Raw genomic sequence first — 22,491 nt, forward strand, 5'->3', positions numbered from 1 at the left:
GTCGCAATTCCCATTCTCGCGCCGAGGACCAGCCCGTCTACTTCAGTCCTGCGTCAGCAACGTCCATACCCACAACACCTAGCACCTCTGCTCGACGGTATCCGTGCGTTTCTTCACTATGTGGACTCGTGTCTCACCCGAGAATGTCTGAATCGAATGTTTCTCGGGCACCTATCGAGCACTCATCCGCTCGAACTACCGATGTCCCCATTGCAGCTCTACCACTTAACTGACGTCACCAGCCCGTTGTGACAGGGCAAGGCATCGCGTCAGCGATGCCTTGCAGCACATCTGGCCCGCTCAGGAAATCCAGGTACGCGACCTGCGGGCCGGGGCGGGCCGTCCGTGCGGGTGTTAGGTACCTCGGCATTACCGGGCCGGGCTGGTTTCGAACAATGCAGTCGGTGGTTCCTGGAAATCGGAAAACAATTCCCGGTGGAGCATTTCAGTAACAGAGGCGGGTCTCGGACGGATCTGCTGCGCAGGCTGACTCATTCTCATCGGGCAGCCACCGGCATTGCAGGATCACTGCCGAACCAAAGCATCAGAAGATCATCGACACGGCGACTGATCGTCTCGGGTTCACCGAGACTGGTGGCGACGTGAACGGCACCCACGAAACCCGCGCACAAGGTTTCTGCGAGCCGCGAGTGTTCGGCTGTGTCGTAGAGTTGGCCGGTACGAATTGCGTGCTCGACAATGACGCTGACGGCGCTCGTCCATGCGGTGTACACCTTTGCGCTCTCGTCGACAGCTTGCTCGAGGCTCAAAATCAATCCGGCCCGCGCTACGTGATCGTGCGTGATGATCTCCGCGAGTCTGCGCTGAACGCTCGCGACCTGGCGCAGGGCAGGCTCGTCTGCGGCAGTGCCGTCGGCGATGGTGTCGACAAGGACGGTGCCCCATCCCTGCACCAGGTACTGCGCCAGAGACTCTTTGGACGGAAAGTGGTGATACATCGAGCCCTTCGAGACCCCCGTTGTGGCCACGATGTCAGTGACCCTCGCCCCGGCGTACCCGACCGTGTTGAAATGTTCGGCCGCAGCCGAAGCAATGCCGTCCCGTGTCGCGATCGCTCTCCGTTGAGGCCGCCGCTGGGTTGCACTCCGCCTTGTCCGTGTGCTGACGGCTGAGGCGTGGTCGATATGATCGTGCACGATCACAGGTCCTTAATGCGCGGCGTCGAACGCATCGATGACCTCGGCTTTGATCCGCCCGCGCGGAGAGACCTCGAAGCCGTTCTTACCGGCCCAGTCCCGGATCGCTTTCAGTTGCTCGACAGATCGACCAGAACCCGACGTCTTGGCCGCAGCCGAGGTTTTCGTCCGGGGCTTGCCGGCAGAGGAAACCTTCTCCGCCGCCTCGATATACGGGGCGAATACCGCTTCGATCTTGTCGGCATTGGTGGGTCTGAGATCGATCCGATAATCAGTTCCCTGGTAGGAGAAGGTGACTTCGTGTCCCAATCCGGTGTCGATGGGTTTTCCGTCGAGATCGTCGATAAGTTGGCGAATGAATATTTCGGCCACAGGAATCCTTGTCGTTGTATTGCTGAATGAATATGGCGTTCATGTTATCTGCAGTATCTGATAATCCAGGACGCGGCTACTGTCCTCGGCCCTACCGTGCCATAGTGCCTGCGCCCCTCATACTTTCGACATGCCGGACCGGTACGCCTGGCAGCGGGCGATCCCGATGTCGTAGTCGTCGACGTACTCCCCCGCCCCGGGTGTGTAGATGCCGCCGACACGGCCGGGGTCATACGACATGAACACCACATCTGGCCGGCCACCGTTGAAACGGCCGAACTGCTGATAGTCCCAGCCGTCGGGGGCGTAGTCGTCGTTCCACGCCGCACGCAACCGGGACGAACCCGGCGTCCGCATAGAGCGTAGGCAGGACGGCATCGAAGCAATCCAAACGACGACCTCCGAGCACCGTGCTTTGTCGGAGCATCGACTGCGCGACATCGGAGTGCGCGCTGTCCTTATGCGCGAACACCGAAACGACTTCGTCGTCTTTGAGTGCGACGCCGGCCTTTCCGTCGTCGGTGACCAACAAGCGCATCTGCCGGTATTCATTCTCGTCGTAGACATGAACCGATGCGGCGTGCGGATTCTTGCGGGTGAGCTCGAGCATCTGCTCGCGGTAGACACCGGCGTCCGCGGGAGCCAACTCGTAGAGGGTGGGAGCGGACAAGTTACGCGTCGCAAAGCCGGCGCGTTCCGCCTCGGGAAGAGTGTGGTCGACGACCGGTCGAACCTGTTGTCCGTCGATCAGAAGCCGAGTGCTTGGGCTTCCTCGATCTTCGGATCCGTGTAGCGCGCCTCGATCGCCTTCCGCTGATCCTCCGGCAGTTCCGGACTCCAGCCGTACTGCCTCCAAACTTCTCGCGGCGTTCCTGCGTCATCGGTTCGTCCACCGTGTTCCCTCCTCTCGTTTCTCTCGTTGTCATTGCCCACACGAGTGCAGATCGATGACGATCGCCCCGCCCGCATACGTGCAACCGGTTCCCGACGGCGGCGGCGCCGGATCGAGGTCCAGCAATCCCCAACCACTGGACCGTGTTGTGGTCGAGGACTTCGCCGAGTCCGTCATCGACAATTCCGAACTACGGCGGACCGGGCGCCGGTGCAGCAGTAGGTGATCGCCCTCGACGACGGCCGCCTGGTCTTCACCGCCGAGGGTGGCCTCGAACTCGCCTCAACTTCCCTTTCTCTCACCCACAAGAGCCACCGGACTTGACGTGCTATTTGTCGGGCGTCAGTGAAAAAAGATACTGTTCAATGCTTTTCAAGATGCGGCGTCGAATGCATCGATGACTTGGGCTTCGATCCGATCACGCGGACTACCACCTTCCACACACGCATCCGTGCATGCTCGCATCTACGCAAGCACGGATGCGCGCAGCCGTGCATGCACTCGCCGCAAGGCTGATCGAAGATGTGAAAAGCCCCGAGAGTTCACAGCGTCGCGGCGACAGATCCCAGCAGTTATTCCCCAACGGCTTCGTCAGCGACATTCGCCTGTTGGGATTCAGGTTTTCACTGTTTGGGCATACAAGGTGCGGGCGGCATTTTCGCGGGCGTGGGGCTGCCGCGCTGACCCACCAACCGACCGCTACGGCCGGAGGGTGGCAGAAGGAGAAGGTGCACCGTGATCAGTTTCGGTGCGCTCCGCTCACCGGCGTTCCGCATTCACACGCTTGCGCCGGTGAGCTTTCCGCTGACGACCGAGAACCACATACCCCCGCAATTGCAGGCAATGGACTGGGGTGTCGCCGTGATGGACGCGTTCTGAAGCCGCAATTCTTGCAGGCCAGCTGCCGGGCGCAAGACATCGCCCTCTCACCGGGAACCAGCAGGGAAGACGCAACGTTGCGCTTGTCGTTTAAGCCGGGCCGGTCTCGACGGCCACACAAGATAGGGGACCGACGAGACCGGGAAGACGCCGACAGCGGCATCAAGGCTTACACTTCGACCATACATGTAAACACCGCTATGCGGTTGCGCGCCGCACCTTCAACAGTTCCCGGGCGGTTTATCTAGCGCCCTCGTTCACAGGGCGGGTTGGAATCAACCCGAGGACAGCGGACAGGGATAACGCCATTCCTCAAGCGCTTCCTGCAGCGATGAGTGTAAATCCGCTAGCGCCGACTAACTTGATAGTGTTGGCCTGGTGGCGGTTTCGGCGAAAGAAGCCTCGGCTCCGAATGGGTGTGACGGCGAAAACGTACCTTCTGTCCTCGCCTATGACGCAGGACGGCGTCGCGGTGATGGAATCGGTGTGTGATTCGAGTGTTTCCCAGAGAGCCGTAACTTCCGTGTGGAGCGCTACGAGGAAGTCTTCAGTGATCAGAGCTGTGCCGACGCGTTTTTCGAAGACGAGGTCACCGCAGGTTTGGTGGTTGGCAATGAAGGCTTCGACTCGAATTCGTGCTTCTCGAGCTGGTTCAGATCCACGCGCGCCGTAATGCTGGTAGGTCTCCCCCATCAGTTTTGGAAGATTATTCGTAAACTCCGTGGACTGTTTGCCGGCACTGCAACTGTGCACGTAAGTCCCTGTGGTCGGCGACTTTCCGGCTGCTGTTGCTTGTTGTTCGGCATCGCTGGTCATTGCATCCAATCTTAGCGGTCCGGCAATTTTTGAGTACTCGACCCTGGTCGACTAGACAAACTTTTCACTTCAGATCGTTATCGCAATTCGCAGGACCAATGGGCGGACTCGCGCGCTTTGCCGGCCCATCTCTCATAGTCCGAGCCGGGCGCGGACCGCGTCGATTCCGTCATCGTACGAGTTGACGTAGCGACCGGATCCGCGCTGGTAGCGCGAACCCGCCGATGCCGGGTCATGGGCCATGAAGACCACGTCAGGGCGACCACCATTGAACGCCGCGTATGTGTTGTAGTCCCAGCCGTCGGGGGCGTAGTCGTCGTTCCATTTCAATCGTGCGACGGGGACGAATCCCGACTTCGCGTAGATGGCAGGTAGAACGGTGTCGAAGCAGTCCAGCCGCCGCCCGCCTGCGGCGACGGCTGTTTCGAGCATCGAGTTCGCGGCGCCGGGATGGTTGCTGTCTCGGTGGGCGTAGAGCGAGACGATTTCATCGTCTTTCAGTGCGATGCCCGAGCGACCGTCGTCGGTCACGAGCAGCCGCATACCTGCGTACTCGTCTGCGCTGTAGACATAGACCGAAGCTGCGAACCTGTTGCCCTCGCGCAGTGTTTCCATTTGGCGTCGGTACGTCTCGGCATCCCGCGGGTGCAGTTCGTACAGCTCCGGAGTGCTTTCCCCCAGACTGCGAAGATGCTGGGCGCGCTCGTCCTGCAGTCGATGTACTGCGACCGGCGTGATGTGCCGGTCGTCGATCAGAAGCCGTGGAACTTCGCCAATTCGATGGCCGTGTCGTGCCACTCCTGCTCGATCGCCAGGCGCTCGGCTTTCGGCAACTCTGGACTCCATCCCCACCGACGCCAGAACGCTTCGCGCTCTTCCTGCGTCAGGGTCGGTGTCTCGTTCGTGGCCATCGTTGGTGTCCTTCGGGTCGTTGCGGATGGAGTCTAATTTTGCTCTAATCTGCTGCTCGCGTAGCGCTTTGCCCACTTGGAGGCGTTGCTGCAGCTGTTCTCGCTTACCTGGATCGTCCTCTGTGCCGAGTTGATTGCGCAACTCGGTTTGTCCGCCGGGGGTGGCGTCGTATTCGGCGGATCTGGCATCGAGGTTGGCGCGGGCGGTGACGAGTCGTTGCTGGTTTCGGGTGATCGCTGGGTTCGTGTCGAACAATGCTTGTGCGGACTCGTGCCGTCGGTGGGCGCTGTCGAGGCGTGCTCGCACGTGTGGGGTGCAGCGGGGGCCGGGGTACTTCTGGCACATCTACCGGCTCCCCCGATCCGCCGCATCGACGAGGCGCCCGAGCATGGCTCCGAGGTTTTCGGCGGCGATGCCGACGAGTTCGCCGTTCTCGGTGAGGTATTGGTCGCGTCGCAGTTCGATCATCACCGAGTACACACGGCGATCGGTGTTGTAGCGGTCGAGTGGTACGTACGTACCACCGAATGGGGTGTTCATGCCGATATCGGTCAGGGGGGAGAACGCGGCGTGGGCGGCGTTGGTGAGCCATTGTGGGGTGTGGTGTGGGTCGGTGCCGATGCACAACGCCGGCCGGGGCCCGTCGGTGTGCAGCTCGTACGCCGACGGCAGGGTTGGGTAGGAGTGGACGTCGATGATCACGGCACGGCCTGTGGCGGCGATCCGATCGGTGACGAGATCGGACATCGCGGCAGCGTAGGGGTGAAAGTAGGTATCGAGCAGCGCAGTTCGCGCGTCATCATCCTCGTTGCGGAGGACGGCTCCGTTGCAGGTTCGGGTGTATACCGCACCGCGCCCGACGGCATTGAGTTCTTCGCGCTCGTCGGGGAATCGTTCAGGATCGATCACCAGACGGGAGAGGTCATTACGCAACGTCCACGGTGGGACACCGGCGGATCGGGCGGCGTGCTGCGCGATGACGTCGGTGTGGGCGTCGGTGATCTCGTCCAGTTCGGCGGTGAGTTGATCATCCGTCACGGTTAGCGATGAGCGGATCTCACCTGGAATTACGTGGGAGGCATGCGGGACGTGCAAGATGACGGGCGAGGATGGATCGCCTGCTATCAGTGTTCTGGGGTTCACGAATTCTCCTTGTGCGTGTGCGGAAGTGGTGTCGGTTCTAGCTGATGACGTCGACGAACCACCGGCCGTCGATGTTTGTGGTGGTGATGGTCTGGGGGAACTGTGCAGGCTCGGCGCCGGGGCGCATCTCTGCAAGTGCGACGGAGTAGACATCGGTCGTGATCGGGGTGATGCGTACGCAGTGGGTGGTTCCTGTTGGGACGGTGTCGATTCCGGCTTGGATTTTCTCTGCCGGGGGCAGTGAGGTGTCGGGTGTGGTGAGTGCGCGGACCGCTGCTCCGGAGCGGGTGATGTAGTACGCGTACTCGAATGCTGCGATGACGCCAGGGCCACTCTTCTGGTCACCGCGGTCCGTGCGGCAGGCGCCGGGATCTACCGCGGGGATGGGTTCGGCCGCGAGTGTCTGCGGAGCGGCGTCCAGGGTTGGATTCGATGCGCCCGACTCCTCTACGAGGTGCGCCGGCATTGTGTCGCCCTGGCCTGAAAAGATGCGCAGGAGGAACCACCCGAACAGCGCGACCACCATAATCAGGGCAGCTACGTAGCGCAGGCGAGGTGATCGAGAGCGTTCCTCGCGCGGCGGTTTCGATACTTTGTCCGGCTGGGGCGAGGTGACACCTGCGGGTCTACCGGTGCGTGTGGGCAGGGGCGCGCCGCCGAGTAGGTCGATCACTGCGGGGTGCCTGCTCGTGTTCTTCATCGCTGTTGCCCTTTCGGTGGCCGAGCCTGTTTCTGCGGTGGTGGAGGAATGGTCCGGGGCGGACGGCAAGTTGCCACTCGCCCCGAATGTCCCTGATCGAACGGGCTTACGCCGGAATTCCTGCTCCGACTGCGTCGCTGATCAGTGAGGAAGCCAGACCAGAAGTGGCGTTGGTGAGGAAGTCCGTCAGTGCGGAATCGACTTGCTCGATGATCTGCTCACCTCCGGGCTGTGCGGCAACAAAGTCGCGGACCTGCGCATCGATCGCTGGTGCGGAAGCGACCGTGTCGCGGACCGTGTTGACTGCGAACTGCCCAACCGGTCCGGAATTCTCCCACTCGGTGAGGACCTGCTGGGTCTGCGCGGTCACTGCAGGCTGGTCGACGTCCGGGATCTCGATGTCGACGGGTTCTCCGAGTTCGCCGGCACCGTATGCGGTTGCCGCGACGAATCCACCGATTCCGCCGCCGACTGCGCCCGTGAGGAAAGCCGGAACACCTAGTGCCAGTGCGCCAATACCTGCGCCTGCGCCGGTTCCGGCCAATCCGCCTGCCACCCAACCGATACCGGGGACGAAGACGTTACCCAAGCCCATGCCGATATTGCCGCCGATGGTGCCGCCGATCAACGCACCGCCTGTGGCGAACGGTGCTGCGAGCGCTAGCCCGCCGGTCAATGCGCCGCCGGCTGCGCCGGCGAACTGTGCTGCGGACTCGCGGCTTGCCTTGTCCACGGGAACACCGGTCGAATGCCAGAACGTCGCGACCATCGACTCGACAACGGCAGTGGTGTTGTTGGTCCGTTCGAGGTCTGCATCGGAAACCCAGTTCGGCTGCGCGATATGGAATGTGCCGAAGCGGAGGGTATCGAGTGGGGCGATGATCGGCGCGATGATCTCGACCGGGCTGGGGAGATGGAGCTGGCTGTAATTGATCGGTGTGGCGTCATCGGTGTTGTTCGGTGCTGTGTAGGTATTGGCGTCGTAGTCCCAGTTTTGTAGCGGCTGGTAGGTGATGTTCTGGTACTGCGGGGGCGGAGCGACCCAGTAAATCGGCTCAGTGTGAACCGGCGGGACGGGTTCGGTGGTTACACCGGACTGGCCGCCGCCACCGGCACTGATGCCGGCCTGTCCCCCGCCGTCGGTGATACCTGCTTGGCCGGGGACTGCGATCGCTGGCGGTGCGACGGCGATACCTGTGGCTACTACCGCCGCTGCAAGCACAGCGACGGCGCCGTGACGGACTGCTGTTTGTCGGCGGTGACGTCCTCCCTGCTGTGCGCGGCGCGTTGCTCGGTTCCCTGCGGTGATGTCGACATTCATGGTGAGACCTTTCGTGAGAGCGGGATTCGAGTTGTGTAAACGTGAAGTGCGCGAAGATAGGAAGATTTGGCTGCGCGGAGTCTTCAGTCCGGTGCGTCCGCGATGAGGGCGATGACCGTTGCCGCGAGGACGGTCAAAGCGTCAGTGGTGTTGCGGCGCAGCTGGTTCGCCGCGATCCTCTCGCCAGAGGCGAACAGCGGCTCGAACGGCATCCGCAGAACCGCGCGCACGCCGAGTTCGATGAACGCGTCGACTGCCTCGGTTTCGACCATCGGTGCATCGCCCGGTCCGTCGGTGATGACGACGACGGCGCGAGCGAGTACGTCCGGGCCAGCAGTGGCGATGATGTCGAGGAGCATGCGGTGCGCTGCTGCTGCTGCGTCGCGGCGTAGCGGAACAGGAACAACAAGTACGTTCGCGGCCGCGGCGGCCCATTGCCAACTTCCGGCGAGGCTGCTGTTGCCGGTGTCGGCGATGAGGATCTCGCGGTGCTGGGCCAGAACATTCGCCAGGCTCGTGCCGTCGTCGTATCCCAGTGCGGCGGCGGTGTTTGTTTGGCTTCCGGCGATGATGTCCTCTCCGCTGGGCTGGCGGACGAGGTACCGCGAGAGTGTCGATGGACGGATACTGCCCCCTGCGGTTGCGGCGGCGGTGAGAAGTGCGGAGACGTCCTGTTCTTGGTGGGGCGGCACGGCGACGCGGTCGGCGAGGCTGCCACCGATCTCGGCGAGATCGGCGCAGACGAGCGTTCCCGCTCCTCGGTGCTCTGCGATGACGGCCGCTAGTCCCGCAGCAAGCGGGGTTTTACCGACGCCGCCCTTGGGATTGGCGAGAGTTATTACCGAGAAGTCCGGGATCGGGCCGGTGATCGCTGCGACGGCGGCGCGGTGACGCAATTCGGCGGACCCAGCTTTCGGCGCCATTTGTAAGTTGAGGACGGCGTTGAGTCGGCCGCGGATTCCTATGCGGGCGGGCTCGTTTGACCCTGAGTTGATCTGTGGGGCTGCCAGTACCGATGTCGTGGGGCGCTGTCCTGCGTCGGTGTGGTGGGCGTGGGGTGTATCGCTGCGCCGATCCTGCGCCGGGGCGGGTGGGCGCTGCGGGTTCACGGCAGTGGCGCGCACGCTCACCGGTTCGTCGACTGTGGGCGTGGGTACGGCTACCGGGGCGGGTGGTGGCCCGGAGACCGCGACGTGTCCTTCGGGGGTGACGGTCAATCGTGTGGTGGCACCGAACCCGCTCACCGATACCTCGACGGACTCGCCGGAATCGGCAGCTTCCGTCTTGGCGAATTCTTCGATCGCGTGAAAGAGCGCTTTTTCGTTACCAGCTGCCAGTTCTACGTCCGTAGTCCCTGATCCGCTCACACGTGCGGTCGTCTCCGAGGTGACCTCGACAGCCAGCGCCGCCGTCACGCGTTCACCCCACTTGATGCGGCGGCGGACCGGTTGTTGTCCGTTGCGGCGACGATCTGGTCGGTCCTCATGATGGTCCTTTCGTTTCCGAGGCGATACAGGGGTGTGGACGTACTTCGGTCAGCTGCAGTCGACGTGGATGGAGACGTACATCTGCTGGTTCGCGCCGTAGGGCGAATACCAGTCGTCGGGCACTCGGGGTGCGGCGGCGATGTCGACATGGTCCGGGGTGGACCAGTCGATTTCCCGCAGATCCGGGTAGTACTTGTTCGAGGTGTCCAGCTCCGCGGTGAGGTCTTGTTCGGTGTTCTGAACGCTCAGGACTTCGGAGGGGTGGGAGACGGAAATCTTCCATCCGTAGGGAGCGGTGATCACGGCGGAGAGGTCATCGCCGTTCCCGAAGCACCGTGCGGTGACGTCGTCGGGCGAGGGCGTGGTGATTTCGGCGGGCGAGTGCTTCTCGCCCCAGCCGATGATGATGCTGTCGTAGTCGTTCCTGGACTTGCTGACGATCTGCCCGGTGTTGGTGGCGGAAACGCTTTTCGCGTCTCGACCTCCGTCGCCGCCACATCCGCTGAGTGTCAGCGTTGCTCCGATCAGCACGACGCATGTGGTGGCGTAGCGATGGCGGCGCGACCACCGTGCCCCGGTGATCTCTGCTCGCGGCCAGAGGCTGGTGTTCATCAGGAACCCGCTCCGAACGCGCCGACGGCACCCAGTTCGCTCAACATGTCGTCGATCGTTTCCTCGGTCCGAGCCAGCTGTGTGAGGGCTCCGTCGCGGGCTGCTCCTGCGGGTAACGCGCCGATGATTGCGCGCCGAAAACCTGCCGATTCCTTGATCTGGGCCAGGCGCTCGACCGTGAGTTCTACCTTCTCGTCGAGCTTGGGCAGCCACTCCGGCGTTCCCTCTTTCAGGGCGGTACGCAGTTCGAGGATAACGGGGTCGTTGGCTCCCTTGGCTACGAACGGTCCACGGAGCGCCTCGACGTCGGTGGATGTGGGGCTGATGGATTGGGAGATTCGGCGGCTGGCCATGTTTGGTTTCCTCTCGGTGGACGGATCGGTGTTTGTGGTCAGTTCGCGGCGTCGATGCGGGGGGTTGTGCGCGGACTCGGTTCGTTGGTTGCGGCGGCGGGTTACGCGGCGAATTCGGCGTCATGATCGGCGCCCGCGAGAAGCACGATTTCGCCCGGATCGAAAGTCACCTTGGCCCGGGTACGGCCACCGGTGTCGATGGTGATGGTGGTTCCGGTGGGTTTGGCGTCGACGGAGGCAACGGTGACGATGTCCGAGCCACCGTGCTCGTCCGTGAGCAGGATCGTGGTCCCCGGCTTGAGTGCGTGGGCGGGTATCGCATCGGCGATATCGGCGACCGGGACATCGCCGAGGAGGACGGGTTCTGCCACGCTTCCGTGCTCGCGTTTCTTCGTCGCCAGCGCGCGTTCCGTTTCGAGGAATTCGCGCAGTTCTCGTGAGTAGCACATGAATTCCGGTGCTCTACTGGGTTGCAGTGCGTCGATGATCGCGATATCCGCGGCCGAGAGTTGGTTCCACTTGTTCGGGTGGCGGTCGACATTCGGTGTCCACCACACCTGCGCTTCCATCGGTGTTCCGTCGGGTCCGGTGGCCATGGCGCGGCCGGGGATCGAGGTGTCGATGCTGCGGCCTTGGTGCGCGTCGCCCCACACCATCTGTGCACCGTCCTGGGAGAGGTTCGCCAGGGAGAGGCGAGTGCCGAAGTTGTCGCGCGCGTTTCCCGAGGCCCCGCCGAACAACGACGCGTCGGGACGCTGCACTCCCAGGAGGAGACGGATTCCGGAAGATCGAGCGAGCACGGACAGTTCCGCCCACGCTCCGAGGGGGTCCAACGTGGCGATCAGCGTGCGAGTGTCCTCGTCGGGATCTTTTTTCAGGCGTGTCCACGCAGCGGAGAGGATGAAGAACTCGTCGAGGACCGCGATCAACAGCGGAAGTTGGGACGGTTCGATTTTCTTCACGTGGACGTACTGGTTGCGGGCCATCATTTCCGCGTGCAACGCGCGGATGAAGATCGCTGCCCGGATTGGGTCGTAGACGATCGCGCCGCAGCCGGGGTAGCCCTCAAGGCCGTCGAGTTCGATCATTTTCGGGTCGACGCCGATGAACGGGATTCCGCGTAAGGATGCTTCGGTCAAGATCGTGCGGATGGCGGAGGTTTTGCCGCCTCCGGTCGGGCCGACGATCAGGCAGTGCGGCTTGTTCGATTTGGTCGAGACGTCCCAGTAGGCCACCGTGCCGGCCGCCCCGGTTGCGTACGGCAGATAGCGGTTGGCGATCGACGTCAGCTCGCTGGGGGCGGGGTGCGATACCCGTGTGGGCAGAGGCGCTTTGAGGGTCAGCAGCAATTCTCCCGCGTCGGGTGACCATTGCACGTCCCAGTTCTGTCCGGATTCGTGTTCGCCGGCGATGGCGATCAGGGCTTCGTTGACGCGGTACTGAAACGCCCCCGATCCGCTGTTGAGGTTGGGAGTGAACCCGATGCGGTATCCGGTCTCGACTCCGTCGTCGCCGTACGAATGCACGCTCACCTTCGCGTCTTTGAGGATCGAGGCGCCTTCGAGTGAACCGGCGAGTGCCTTGTGTCGGACGCTGCGCTGATCTGCCACGGTCAACGCTCTCGCGATCATCAGCCGATTCTTGTGTGCTTCATGCGAGACGTTCATCGTCCACTTCGAACCGCGAACACTATTCGCCACTGCCGCTGTGAACTCTTCCATCTGCTTCGGGCGGATGACCGCGCCGACCGGGAGCTTGATGCGTGCGGACTTGATCGCTGAGCCCCGCGAGAGCATCGGCACGCGCACCGCGAGTGCGCCATGCCCGGTGGTTTGGCGCAGTTGGGCGGCCACGGTGACGCGGTGGCGGTGCGAGTGGAACCGGCCGGTGTCGAGCACGGCCGCGGCGATGGTGATCGCGATCAGCGGGCCTGCGGCGCTGTGCACGCGATCGAGTACGGCAACGATCTTCGCGAAGCTCTCGACTGGGAGTTGTGTAGCGAGATCCGGTGCGATGTAGGCCAGTGCGGCCAGGGCGGCGAAGAATGGGGAGACGGGGCGGAAGCGGCGCGCTGTCAGGTCGTCGATGCCGTCGACGGTCGGACGTTTCTTGTCGCCGGCGAACACGTCGACGAACAGGTCAGCGATGAAGTCGCGGATCGGATCTGGTTCCGCCATCATTCTCCCCCTTCTGTTCACCGCTACCGCGACGTTCGCGGGGTGTCAGGGCAGGACGCTACGAGGGGCGAAAATTCCCTGCAATGTGACTGTGGATAACTATTTTTCGAAGCGCTTGTCGGAGCGCTCTCAAAGGCGTTCGGAGAGCACTCTTCCGAACGGTCAACGAGCCAAGCCGTACCGCTCGCAGAAGCGGCCAGGTCAGTGAGTGCGAGATCGCTCGCCGTAGCGTCTGATCTGGCAATACTTGAGCGCCCTCGAAACTGACTGTGCGCGACGCAATTTCAGCAAGTACACTCCCCCCGGAGGAACGGAGGGGGGAGTGACCCCCGCCAGGGGCGCTCGTTCGGACGCCTGCCCCACCCGCCCCGTCCCGCGTACACCCAGCCCGCCATTGTGAGCGCTGTTCGTACCGCGATCCCTCGACACGCTCGGCGCGCCCGCACGGCAGCATTCGATCAGCTCGTTCGAGGTGAATTCGCCGACCCACAGACACAACTCGCTCACCGCACCTGTTTCGTCCGCTCCACCACGCGCACCGCATCCAATGTTCGGTGACCGCCATTTTGGTCGGTGGCGCGAGTTATCCACAGTCACTTTGGAAACCGGGCCCGCGCTACCTACCGTCTGCACTCATCCCACCCACGCGGGACGCCGCAGAATCACACACGTTGGAGACGAAGATGATTGCCCTCGCACACGCCGTCAGCACAATCGCCCAGACCGCGTATCGGCCCGTTCACCAATCTACGGTCACCTATCTCGCCGAGCCGAGCACCGAGGGGCTGACCGGCTGGATCAGATCGAACGGTGCGGTCACCATCATCGCGATCATCGCCTGCGCGCTTCTCCTCGGTGCACTCAAGGGCAATGTCTCGAAGGTCGTCACGATCGGCGGACTCTCGGTGGTCGGACTGCTGTTCGTTGCGCTGGCAGCCAATCAATCCGCTCAAGACGCCCTCGGTCAGTGGGCGTTGGGGTTGCTCGGCATCTGAAAATCCTTGACCGCCACCCGCATCAGAGTTCACCGCCGAGGAGCACCCGTGATCGAAACCGATGACCTGATCTACCGAGTCGACAACCACTACCTGGGGCCGACCGGCAAGACGCTTCCTGTGCCGATCCGCTACTCGGCTGTGGGCGTGGGCCTGAGCACGTTCTTCGTACTGTTCATCATCGCCCGATCCATCCTCCACCTCTCCTTGAGCTACGGCACGTTTCTGATTCTTGTCGTCTCGACGGTGGCGGTGTCGAGCCGGATCACCAAGTACATCAGCGCGGACCGGCCGTTGCGCTCGGTGATCACAGCCGCCTACAACGACCTCACCTCTCCGCGCCCACCCAAGGCCGGCGAAAGCATCTACATCACCCTTCCACCACCTGATCGGACTCGCCGTGGCGTTGGCGGCCACAACCATTGCGCTACCACCGGTGAGGCGAACATCTGATGACCACGCACGAGAACGACGTCGCGTCACTGTTCGACCCACGCAGCACCGGCCACATCCCCGTCGTTCCGCCCGGTGCCCTGCCGCCGTCCTGGGCGGCGGCACGCACCGCCGCGCCACCGGATCACCACGAGCCGACCCCGCAATACACCCCCGATGTGTGGGACGAGCCCGAACCGGTCGAGACAGATGACCGCGTCGCGAGCATCACAACCGCCGACGAGATCCCCGACAAGGGTCGCGGTCGACGCCGAGGACGCGGCACGAGCGGTAAGTCCGCCCGCGCGAAAAAGTCCGAGACGGTCAAGGACCAGGAACGCGCTGCCCGCACCGTCGCGAAAGACCGCAAGAGCGTGAAGTTGGAACTGTGCGGCACAGCAGGAAACATCACCCGCACACCGAGGACTGCGACCGCATGGTTCGTACAACCGCCCGGGCCGTGGAACATGCGCCCGACACCCAAGCAGCGACGCTACATACGCGACGAAGCGCTGATCCTGGCGAACCTGCGCGAGGCGGGCGTCGAACACCTGCACCGTCGGCTCACCCGCGCGCCGTGGCCGGTCCGAGCATGGGCACGCTCGCATCACGAGTGGGCGACACCCCTACCCGACGTCGACGGCGCTCTCTCGTGGAACGACTACCTGCGCGGTCAGCAGCACGGCATGCTCTGGTCCGAACCGACGATCAAGGGCCGATACTGGGGCATCGAATTGCCGGCGCGCTCGATGTCGAGCAGGGGGCTCGACTACCTCGCGCTGTGGCTGTCCAGCTTCGGCCGGATCGGCGCAGCCGTAACGCGGTGGGCGGACGAGTCGTTCGACCGCGAAACAGCCATGCTCGACGAGCATCTGGCGACCCTGGCCCGGATCATGGCCGCACGCGGAGCCGATGCACGCCCGGCCACCGCAGGGCAGATGGACTACCTGTTGCGGCGCTCCGCGGCGATCGGTCTCCCGCTCGATATCGACGGCGTGATCTCCGGCGGTGGCGATTGGACCGACACCGACATCGCCTCCCTCGAAGACCTCGCCGATCTCTCGCTCACCCCGGGCGACGGCTTCACCACCGTCTCCGGTCTCGTCGACGGGCGCCGATACAGCGCTGCCGTGATCGTCTTGACGATCGGCCGCATGGCGCCGATGCCGATCCCGGAGCAGATGTTGCCGTGGCAGGTGATCGGCGACGGATCGGGCGAGCCCCTCGAATGGTCCGAACGCATCACGCTCGAAGAGAAAACCGCGACCGCCCGCGCGATGCGCTTCGTGACCGACAAGATCACCAACCAGTTCAAGCACTACACGGTCGAACACGACGAAAGCCCGCCCACTGAATTGACCGAACAACATGCGACGGCGCAGAAGATCAAAACGCAACTCGAACACGATCATTCGGGGCTCTCGACCCGGGTCAAGGGGTGGTGGCGGATGGCGGTCGTGGGAGCGAACGCCGACGAGGTGCGTCGCAAGGTCTCGACCCTGCAGGAGATGTACTCCCCGCACATCATCCTCGAGCACGAGCACGGGCAGTACCAACTACTCCGCGAGTTCATTCCCGGCCAGCGGCAAGCGAACATCGCCCACGCGCGCCGCATGAGCGTCTACGACGCCTCCGCGGGCATGGCGGCGGTCGGAGACCGTATCGGCGACCGGACAGGCCTGATCGTCGGACAGACCGCATCGATCGCACCCAGGCCAGCTGTGTGGAACTGCTTCGCAGGCCCGGAGAACAAGGACAAATCCGGCCTCACCCCCATCGTCGCCGTCCCCGGCTCGGGTAAGACGTTCCTGGCCGGAATGACGGTCTACCAAGCTGTCCGCGCCGGAGCCTACGGAGTCATCCTCGACCCGTCCGGTCCGCTCGCCCGGCTGGCCACACTGCCGGAACTGGCGCCGTTCACGAGGGTCTACGCATTGACCGGGCGCTCACGTCCGGGCGCACTCAACCCGTACCGCGTGATCGCCGACCCGGACCCCGACGATCCGGAGTACTCCCCCACACATTCGCACTACGCACTCGACCCCGATCCGGCCGCAGCAGCGGCAGATCAATACCAAGCGGATCTGCGTGCAGCTGCCGCAGAGCGCATGGAATGCGCTGTGTCGGTGCTGAAAATGATGCTCACCGACAAGGACGTCGAGCAGCGATGGACGGAAAGTGTCCTCCACACGGCAGCGCACAACGTCGGCGGCGACGCCGACCATCACCTCGGTCAGGTTCTCGATCAACTCGCCGCAATGGCGGAAAACGAACAGGACACCGAGGTCAAGACCACCGCGCGCAGCATTCATCAGAAACTGCACATGATGTCCCAACTCGCTGAAGCGCGGGTGCTGTTCCCCAAGCCCGGCACCCTCGGCGGCTTCGACGCCGACACCACCTTCGACGAGCGCCTGACCATCCTGACGATGCCCGGCTTACAGCTCCCGCCGGAAGGCGTTCCGTCCTCGCAGTGGACACCGCAACAACGGATGGCCGCACCACTGATGCACATGGCTGCGTGGCAAGCCAACCGACTCATCTACGACAAGCCACGCCAGGCCCGCAAAATCCTCTTCCTCGACGAAAACAAGTACCTCGAACAAACCGGTGCAGGACGCACTCTGAATCTCCGAATCGCACGTGACAGCCGCAAATTCAACGTCCGCGCACTGGTGTGCTCGCAGCTACCCGACGACTACCTCGGTGTCGACGGCACCGACGACAAGTCGGCACTGACCTACGAGGTCATCATCGGAGACCTCGGCGGCAACGAACACGCCATCGAGGGCGCATTGAAGTTGCTGAACCTACCGGCCGGGCAGGGATACGAGGCGACGTTGGCCGATCTCGGGGGCGGCGGCGAAGACACGTTGGACCCGGACACCGACACCTCGCACGTCGACCAGGCGCGGCGGTTCGTGATGAAGATGGCCGACGACATCGAGATCGTCCGCTGCGATTGGACCGATTTCACCCACCTCGCGCACGTCTTCGAGGCCCTCGACTCCCGTCCACGAGCGGCCGCAACCATCGACTCCGGTGGCGCGCCGTGAACGACGCTGAGTCGGACGTCCCGACATTGGGCGTGCCCGCAAGGCTCATCCGGTTGTTCGCAGTATTCGCGCTGGTGGTGATCGCACTGGTCGGCCCGCAACTGGGCACCGCGCACGCGGGCGGTTTCGACTGCAAGGAAGCTCCGTCGCCGCAGTTCCCGAACGCAGTCTTTCCCACTGTCTTCGATTCCCGCAGCGCCACCGAGCCACCCCACAACGGCAACCCCACCGGTTACCAAACCTACGGGTGGGCCGGATTGCGTTGGTACACCTACGACCTCGGCTGCGGTGAAGACTTGGTCCGCGCGCCAGGCGCGGTCGCGGATACGAGCACCGGCAACGCGTTTCTGATGGTCGGGCAGTCGTTGGCGGCGATCGCGTTCTGGCTCGACGATCAGACGAAGTCCGGGACCGAAGCAGCCCAAGCCGGGATCACGCCCGCGCTCGATCAGTTCGACACGATCGTCGCCTCCATCGCCACCGGTACGTCCGAGGTCTACGGAAAATGGATCGGACTGGCACTGATGTGCGGGGCAACAGCCATCTTGTGGAACGCGCTCAAGTCCAACGCGGCTGCTGTCACCAAGACGGTCATGCTCGCCGCCGCCGCCGTGACATTAGGGGCATTGATGATCGGAGCGCCCCAGAAGGCGATGAATGTCGCCGACGAAACGTTCGGGCAGTTGATCACCGGCACCCAGGGGGAAGTGTTCGAGGCGGCAGGGCTGGAAACCGATCCCCGCAACGTCCTCATGGACAAAATACTTCTGCCCGACATCTCCAAAGGCTGGTTCGGGCCGAACTTCGACGAATCCGGCGTACCACCGGATCAGCAACTCCAACCCAAACTCCGCGACACCTTGGCGTTTACCTACGACGAGCAGGAGCGAGTCAAGGGCGATACCGACGCCGCGAACGAACTCGCCGAATCGAAAGCGGCCCGCTTCCAGGACGAGATCATCAAACCCCTCTCCGCACAAAACCTTTCGTACACCCAATTCCAAGGTAAGGACAGTGGCCGAACCTCGACCGGGTTCCTGTCCATGGTGAAGGTCGGGTTACCGTCACTGCTGTGGTCCGGCGCGTCGATCCTGAAAATTGTTGCGCTGCTGTCTATCCGCTTCGCGATCCTGTTCGCTCCGATGTGGGTTCCGTTCGTCGTCCTCTCCGGAGGATTCCTCGAACGCGTCATGCGGATGATCGGCACCGCCTACCTGTGGGGTGTCGCAGGAGCGACGATCGTGGCGCTGTATCTCGTTGCGCTCGTCAACCTCTACTACGTCGACAACGGCTCGGTCGACGGTTCGTGGCGCCTGTGGTTCATGGTGATTCTGTCGTTGATCTGCTGGTTCATCATGCGCCCGTTCAAACGGATCTCGAGCACCTTCCGACAAAACTCCGCCGGTGCACTCAACCGCAAAGCTGTCCGCGCGAAATCGTCGATCAAACACAAAGCCTTCGACGCCGCATCGTTGGCTGTCGGCGGACCCGCCGCGATGGCGAAAAAGACAGTCGGAGCGTTCCACCGCAGCAGCGACAACAAAGACGGCGACGACACCACACCCGTGCGCCCCGAAGGCCGCGGACTCATCGCCCGCCGTCAGCAAGACTCCGACAATGCCCGCGCTGCCGCGCGCGCTGCTTCCGACCGGGTGCCGGGCACCTCCCTCGGGCGCGAGAGCGAGCGAGATGCACGTATCGCCGGGATCGCTGCCGCATCAGGTGCGGCAGCGCTGCGACCCAAGACCGGAATCTCCTCTGCCGGCATCGATACCGATGCCGGCGACCCCGCAGAGGACGACATTGATTTTGCTCGACGGCGCGGCCACAGCGAACGTGCCCGTACCGGTACCGACCTCCACGACGAACGCAACCGCAGATTCGGGCAGGCTCCACAACGTCCGTCGGTCGACGAGGAGTGGAACGGCGGAACCAGCTCGGTCATTGCACCGATGAAGGTTTTCACACCCACCACCACGTCGAGCGAACACAGAGCCGCCGCAGCCGCGACTACCGGTGGCATCTCCGGCTCCAGCGATTCATCTCGCAGAAGCGTGCGCCCATCCACCTCATCGGTGTGGACTCCGCCGGCGCGACCGGCCGTCGATCGCGAGAGGTCGAACTGACATGCCCGCAATCGGCCACAACCCAGTCCTGACCCCGATCCGTCGGTGGGTCCTCTACTCACGCACGAATCTCGCTATCGCCATCGCCGGTGTCTTTGCCGTACTCGTCATACTCGGCCAGATCCTCGGAACACCGGACACCACGACTGCCGAATCACCGCCAGCAGCAGAGTCCGGCCGCGAGATCACGAACACCGCACAGCCCGCGAGTGCGCCGCATGCAAGCGAGGAAGTCACGCAAGCGCACACCGCTGCGATGTCGAGCGCCGACGTGGCGTTGAGCGCGCAAGCAACAGCGATGACGTACGCGCACCACTACACCGATCACGCCGCAAGTAACGATGCCTGGGCTTCCGAACTAGCGGTGCTCGTCCCTGACAACGCACTGACACCGAACTTCCGGGCCGCCCGCCCGACCGTTGCCGTAGCGATCACCGGCCCGACACACACGACAACAGCGCCCGCAGACGGACCCAACGCTACGACAGTGACTGTGCCCACGTCAGCCGGAGCATTGAAAGTCCACCTCGCGCAGAGCGAATCCGGGACGCGGCCATGGCTCGTGACCACACCCCTGCCGACCCTCGATACCGGTTACGGCGATTCGGAACCCGCCGCCCCGACTACGACGGCACCGAACAGCACAACGACGCCCACGTCGACCCCAAAGAACCCCGCGCCAACCACATCGCAGCCGCCGTCGACCTCGCAGGAACTTCTTCCCATCCCGGCACCCGGCCCGATCCCGATTCCCAATCTGGATACCCCGCTGCCGGGGGCGATGTGATGACGAAAACGCGTACCCGACAGCCCCTTTTCGCCACTCGCACGAAGATCGTTCTTTCCCTGCTCACCGCCGCAACCACGCTCGCGCTCACTGCTTGTGGCGGTTTCGCGGCACAACCGGTGATCAAGAAATCACGCTGCGGGACATCGTCGACATCCGATCGAAGTCCGGCAACTCTGCCGGGCAATACGGAACTGAAAGCATCGGGGCCGATCACACAGCCCACCAAAGACGGCACGACGACGTTTACTTCCGGATTCGGGCATCGCTGGGGAACCGAACACAAGGGTGTGGATTTCGCCGGAGAAGTCGGGACACCGATCTACGCTGCCCTTGATGGCGTCGCCGTCAAGGCCGGCCCTGCCTCCGGGTTCGGGAACTGGATCGTGCTCGATTCGCTTGTCGACGACAAGCCCGTGAGCACCGTCTACGGCCACATGTTCGACGACGGCGTCCTCGTCAAGGAAGGCCAGCAGGTCACAGCCGGTGATCACATCGCGAACATCGGAAACAACGGCCAATCCACTGGCGCGCACCTGCATTTCGAGTATTGGGAAGGTGGACGGTTGCAGGGCGGAACAGCCGTTGATCCGATGATCAAACTCGGCGGCGCGCCCTCTCCGGCAAGTGAAGTGGGCAGCAACTCGCCTGCTATTGAGTTGGTGGCATCGTCATCGTCGATCGACTGCGCCGGATTCGGCGTGGCGGGTGGCGGTGACCTCAAGGCCGGATCGGTTCCTCCTGAGATGGAACAGTGGTTCCGCAAAGCCGGGTCGCTGTGCCCACAGATCAAACCGTCGCTGTTAGCTGCGGATGCGAAGGCAGAATCCGGGCTCGTGCGTGGTCGGACCTCCGAGATCGGCGCGAAGGGCATCACGCAGTTCATGGACCATACGTTCGCCTCCTACGGCCGGGACGACGACGGCAACGGCACGACCTCGATCTGGGACGACGGGGACGCGATCATGGCTCAAGGCCGGTATTTCTGCGCCATCGCAGCGCAGGTCGACGGGTGGCTCGCCGACGGATCCGTCACAGGCGATCCGAAATCGCTCTACATCGCCTCATATAACGCGGGTGAAGGCGCGGTCAAGAACGCCGGCGGCATGCCCAGCGGCGGCGACTACACCACCCAGACACAGCCGTACGTCGCGAAAGTGCTTGCCTACGAGGCAGAATTTGCGGCGCCCGGAGGTAGCGGAGAATTGGTCGTCTCCCCCCGCTCCGCTTCCGGTGCGCAGGTCGTCGAGGCTGCACGCCAATACCTCGGTACCCCGTACGTCTGGGGCGGCGGCGGAATCGGGGGACCGACCGGCGGTGGGTTCGACTGCTCCGGACTGACCAGCTACGCCATCTACACAGGCAGCGGGAACCAGGTCACGTTGCCTCGCACGTCGGAGCAGCAATGGTCCGTCGGAGTCGAGATCCCGATCGCCCAAGCACAACCCGGCGACCTGGTCTTCGGATCATGGTCAGGATCTGGACCCGGCCACGTCGGAATCGCGATCGGAAACGGCCAGATGATCCACGCCCCCACCACCGGGGACGTCGTCAAACAAGCTCCGCTGCAGAACGATATGAAAGCCCGGAGGGTCATATGAGCAACACACGCACATTTGCTCTTCTGGTCGTAGCCGCAGCGATCATTGCAGGGCTGGTGTTCTTGTTCTCCGACTTCGGGAGCGAGGACACTGGCACCGCGGCACCCAGACATACCTCGGCGACACCGTCCACGGTCACGACAACAACGATGACATCGCCCGCAGTCGTCGATGTCTCGTCGAACCCGGATACCGATGCAGCGGAAGACACTGTGCGTCAAGCACTCTCCGTCGCGTTCACGTGGTATCCGGCTACCGATCGCAGCCCCACCGATGCCTATGCACGCGCACGGAAGTGGTTCACCGAGCCCCTGGCCGCCTCGCTGCTCGTCGACGTCGATACCGGGCGTGGCCCCGGCGCACAATGGAGTCAGTGGGCGTCGGACAACGCAAAAATTGTCGCTGACGTGAGCGTGGGGTGCTCGGGCTGCCCACCCGATACCGACATACTCATTCACCGCGTGGCCAGCATCCACCAAACCGCAATTGCCGACGACGAGACCACCACGGTCACACCGGATGCCACCGTATGGATCACCCTCACCAAACATGGTGGAGAGTGGCTCATCGACAACATCCGGTACTGATCAGTGCAATGCTCGACGGCGAGTATGACCAGGGGTTTCTTCGTAAGTTCTTCATGATGCATCGCGTGGAAGGTTGTCGAGACGGC

General features: G+C 63.3%; 22 protein-coding genes. 8 read left to right on the top strand and 14 right to left on the bottom strand.

The genetic code is table 11. The features are described from left to right. Positions 1-497: 497 nt before the first annotated feature. The 5 genes from V2B23_RS28670 to V2B23_RS28690 all read right to left on the bottom strand — a co-directional run bounded on the left by V2B23_RS28670 (position 498) and on the right by V2B23_RS28690 (position 2,598). Complete coding sequence (locus tag V2B23_RS28670; protein WP_430953353.1) at positions 498-1,163, bottom strand: TetR family transcriptional regulator; 666 nt, start codon at positions 1,161-1,163, stop codon at positions 498-500. 6 nt (positions 1,164-1,169) lie between these two features. Next, the gene (locus V2B23_RS28675) at positions 1,170-1,529 is read right to left on the bottom strand and encodes a histone-like nucleoid-structuring protein Lsr2 (RefSeq protein ID WP_430953354.1); all 360 of its coding nucleotides are present in this window, start codon (positions 1,527-1,529) and stop codon (positions 1,170-1,172) included. 117 nt (positions 1,530-1,646) lie between these two features. Then, entirely contained in the window at positions 1,647-1,769 is a 123-nt protein-coding gene (locus V2B23_RS28680) for a hypothetical protein (RefSeq protein WP_430953355.1), read from the bottom strand. After that, positions 1,759-2,385 (bottom strand): hypothetical protein, encoded by a 627-nt coding sequence (locus tag V2B23_RS28685; RefSeq protein ID WP_430953356.1) that lies wholly within the window; start codon positions 2,383-2,385, stop codon positions 1,759-1,761. The genes V2B23_RS28680 and V2B23_RS28685 overlap by 11 nt, the downstream gene beginning before the upstream one ends. Positions 2,386-2,451: 66 nt before the next feature. Further along, on the bottom strand, positions 2,452-2,598 hold the full coding sequence (locus V2B23_RS28690) for a hypothetical protein (protein ID WP_156525078.1): 147 nt from the start codon (positions 2,596-2,598) through the stop codon (positions 2,452-2,454). A 558-nt stretch (positions 2,599-3,156) separates the two neighbouring features. On the opposite strand from V2B23_RS28690, the gene V2B23_RS28695 reads away from it, so the two are divergent. Next, a complete protein-coding gene (locus V2B23_RS28695; protein WP_430953357.1) occupies positions 3,157-3,300 on the top strand; it encodes a hypothetical protein in 144 nt (47 codons plus the stop codon). Between the two features lie 312 nt (positions 3,301-3,612). Here V2B23_RS28695 and V2B23_RS28700 read toward each other — a convergent pair whose 3' ends face one another. From V2B23_RS28700 to V2B23_RS28740, 9 genes are all read right to left on the bottom strand, one after another. Beyond that, entirely contained in the window at positions 3,613-4,116 is a 504-nt protein-coding gene (locus V2B23_RS28700) for a hypothetical protein (RefSeq protein WP_430953358.1), read from the bottom strand. A 132-nt stretch (positions 4,117-4,248) separates the two neighbouring features. Further along, positions 4,249-5,373 carry a hypothetical protein gene (locus tag V2B23_RS28705; protein ID WP_430953359.1) on the bottom strand — a complete coding sequence of 375 codons (1,125 nt, stop codon included), beginning with the start codon at positions 5,371-5,373 and terminating at the stop codon, positions 4,249-4,251. Then, a complete protein-coding gene (locus tag V2B23_RS28710; RefSeq protein ID WP_430953360.1) occupies positions 5,374-6,171 on the bottom strand; it encodes an N-formylglutamate amidohydrolase in 798 nt (265 codons plus the stop codon). Between the two features lie 37 nt (positions 6,172-6,208). Continuing rightward, positions 6,209-6,871: a hypothetical protein gene (locus V2B23_RS28715; RefSeq protein ID WP_430953361.1), complete on the bottom strand. Its 663-nt coding sequence runs from the start codon at positions 6,869-6,871 to the stop codon at positions 6,209-6,211. Positions 6,872-6,977: 106 nt separating this feature from the next. Beyond that, positions 6,978-8,192 carry an insoluble domain protein gene (locus tag V2B23_RS28720; protein ID WP_430953362.1) on the bottom strand — a complete coding sequence of 405 codons (1,215 nt, stop codon included), beginning with the start codon at positions 8,190-8,192 and terminating at the stop codon, positions 6,978-6,980. 83 nt (positions 8,193-8,275) lie between these two features. Continuing rightward, positions 8,276-9,607, bottom strand: a complete 1,332-nt coding sequence (locus tag V2B23_RS28725) for a ParA family protein (RefSeq protein ID WP_430953363.1) — start codon at positions 9,605-9,607, stop codon at positions 8,276-8,278. A 120-nt stretch (positions 9,608-9,727) separates the two neighbouring features. After that, positions 9,728-10,291, bottom strand: a complete 564-nt coding sequence (locus V2B23_RS28730) for a hypothetical protein (protein WP_430953364.1) — start codon at positions 10,289-10,291, stop codon at positions 9,728-9,730. Beyond that, a complete protein-coding gene (locus V2B23_RS28735) occupies positions 10,291-10,644 on the bottom strand; it encodes a hypothetical protein (RefSeq protein WP_218681717.1) in 354 nt (117 codons plus the stop codon). The genes V2B23_RS28730 and V2B23_RS28735 overlap by 1 nt, the downstream gene beginning before the upstream one ends. Positions 10,645-10,745: 101 nt before the next feature. After that, positions 10,746-12,821 carry an FtsK/SpoIIIE domain-containing protein gene (locus tag V2B23_RS28740; protein WP_430953365.1) on the bottom strand — a complete coding sequence of 692 codons (2,076 nt, stop codon included), beginning with the start codon at positions 12,819-12,821 and terminating at the stop codon, positions 10,746-10,748. A 683-nt stretch (positions 12,822-13,504) separates the two neighbouring features. Between V2B23_RS28740 and V2B23_RS28745 the strand changes: the two genes are divergently transcribed. The 7 genes from V2B23_RS28745 to V2B23_RS28775 are packed head-to-tail and all read left to right on the top strand — an operon-like array spanning position 13,505 to position 22,405. Then, positions 13,505-13,816, top strand: a complete 312-nt coding sequence (locus tag V2B23_RS28745) for a hypothetical protein (RefSeq protein ID WP_430953366.1) — start codon at positions 13,505-13,507, stop codon at positions 13,814-13,816. 48 nt (positions 13,817-13,864) lie between these two features. After that, positions 13,865-14,269 (top strand): hypothetical protein, encoded by a 405-nt coding sequence (locus V2B23_RS28750; protein WP_430953367.1) that lies wholly within the window; start codon positions 13,865-13,867, stop codon positions 14,267-14,269. After that, positions 14,269-17,304 carry an ATP-binding protein gene (locus tag V2B23_RS28755; protein WP_430953368.1) on the top strand — a complete coding sequence of 1,012 codons (3,036 nt, stop codon included), beginning with the start codon at positions 14,269-14,271 and terminating at the stop codon, positions 17,302-17,304. The genes V2B23_RS28750 and V2B23_RS28755 overlap by 1 nt, the downstream gene beginning before the upstream one ends. Beyond that, the gene (locus V2B23_RS28760; protein ID WP_430953369.1) at positions 17,301-19,430 is read left to right on the top strand and encodes a hypothetical protein; all 2,130 of its coding nucleotides are present in this window, start codon (positions 17,301-17,303) and stop codon (positions 19,428-19,430) included. Before V2B23_RS28755 ends, V2B23_RS28760 begins: the two co-directional genes overlap by 4 nt. Position 19,431: 1 nt before the next feature. Continuing rightward, entirely contained in the window at positions 19,432-20,217 is a 786-nt protein-coding gene (locus tag V2B23_RS28765; RefSeq protein ID WP_430953370.1) for a hypothetical protein, read from the top strand. After that, entirely contained in the window at positions 20,217-21,818 is a 1,602-nt protein-coding gene (locus V2B23_RS28770) for a peptidoglycan DD-metalloendopeptidase family protein (RefSeq protein ID WP_430953371.1), read from the top strand. Before V2B23_RS28765 ends, V2B23_RS28770 begins: the two co-directional genes overlap by 1 nt. Further along, the gene (locus V2B23_RS28775; RefSeq protein WP_430953372.1) at positions 21,815-22,405 is read left to right on the top strand and encodes a hypothetical protein; all 591 of its coding nucleotides are present in this window, start codon (positions 21,815-21,817) and stop codon (positions 22,403-22,405) included. Before V2B23_RS28770 ends, V2B23_RS28775 begins: the two co-directional genes overlap by 4 nt. Positions 22,406-22,491 lie beyond the last annotated feature (86 nt).

The sequence above is a fragment of the Rhodococcus sp. 24CO genome, from assembly GCF_050586165.1.
Lineage (GTDB): Bacteria > Actinomycetota > Actinomycetes > Mycobacteriales > Mycobacteriaceae > Rhodococcus_F.

Excerpts from the sequence above, each read along its gene's own strand:
- V2B23_RS28680 (WP_430953355.1), bottom strand. The coding sequence starts at position 1,769 with ATGTCGTATGACCCCGGCCGTGTCGGCGGCATCTACACACCCGGGGCG.
- V2B23_RS28690 (WP_156525078.1), bottom strand. The coding sequence starts at position 2,598 with ATGACGGACTCGGCGAAGTCCTCGACCACAACACGGTCCAGTGGTTGG.
- V2B23_RS28700 (WP_430953358.1), bottom strand. The coding sequence starts at position 4,116 with ATGACCAGCGATGCCGAACAACAAGCAACAGCAGCCGGAAAGTCGCCG.
- V2B23_RS28705 (WP_430953359.1), bottom strand. The coding sequence starts at position 5,373 with ATGTGCCAGAAGTACCCCGGCCCCCGCTGCACCCCACACGTGCGAGCA.
- V2B23_RS28715 (WP_430953361.1), bottom strand. The coding sequence starts at position 6,871 with ATGAAGAACACGAGCAGGCACCCCGCAGTGATCGACCTACTCGGCGGC.
- V2B23_RS28720 (WP_430953362.1), bottom strand. The coding sequence starts at position 8,192 with ATGAATGTCGACATCACCGCAGGGAACCGAGCAACGCGCCGCGCACAG.
- V2B23_RS28730 (WP_430953364.1), bottom strand. The coding sequence starts at position 10,291 with ATGAACACCAGCCTCTGGCCGCGAGCAGAGATCACCGGGGCACGGTGG.
- V2B23_RS28735 (WP_218681717.1), bottom strand. The coding sequence starts at position 10,644 with ATGGCCAGCCGCCGAATCTCCCAATCCATCAGCCCCACATCCACCGAC.
- V2B23_RS28740 (WP_430953365.1), bottom strand. The coding sequence starts at position 12,821 with ATGGCGGAACCAGATCCGATCCGCGACTTCATCGCTGACCTGTTCGTC.
- V2B23_RS28745 (WP_430953366.1), top strand. The coding sequence starts at position 13,505 with ATGATTGCCCTCGCACACGCCGTCAGCACAATCGCCCAGACCGCGTAT.
- V2B23_RS28755 (WP_430953368.1), top strand. The coding sequence starts at position 14,269 with ATGACCACGCACGAGAACGACGTCGCGTCACTGTTCGACCCACGCAGC.
- V2B23_RS28765 (WP_430953370.1), top strand. The coding sequence starts at position 19,432 with ATGCCCGCAATCGGCCACAACCCAGTCCTGACCCCGATCCGTCGGTGG.
- V2B23_RS28770 (WP_430953371.1), top strand. The coding sequence starts at position 20,217 with ATGACGAAAACGCGTACCCGACAGCCCCTTTTCGCCACTCGCACGAAG.
- V2B23_RS28775 (WP_430953372.1), top strand. The coding sequence starts at position 21,815 with ATGAGCAACACACGCACATTTGCTCTTCTGGTCGTAGCCGCAGCGATC.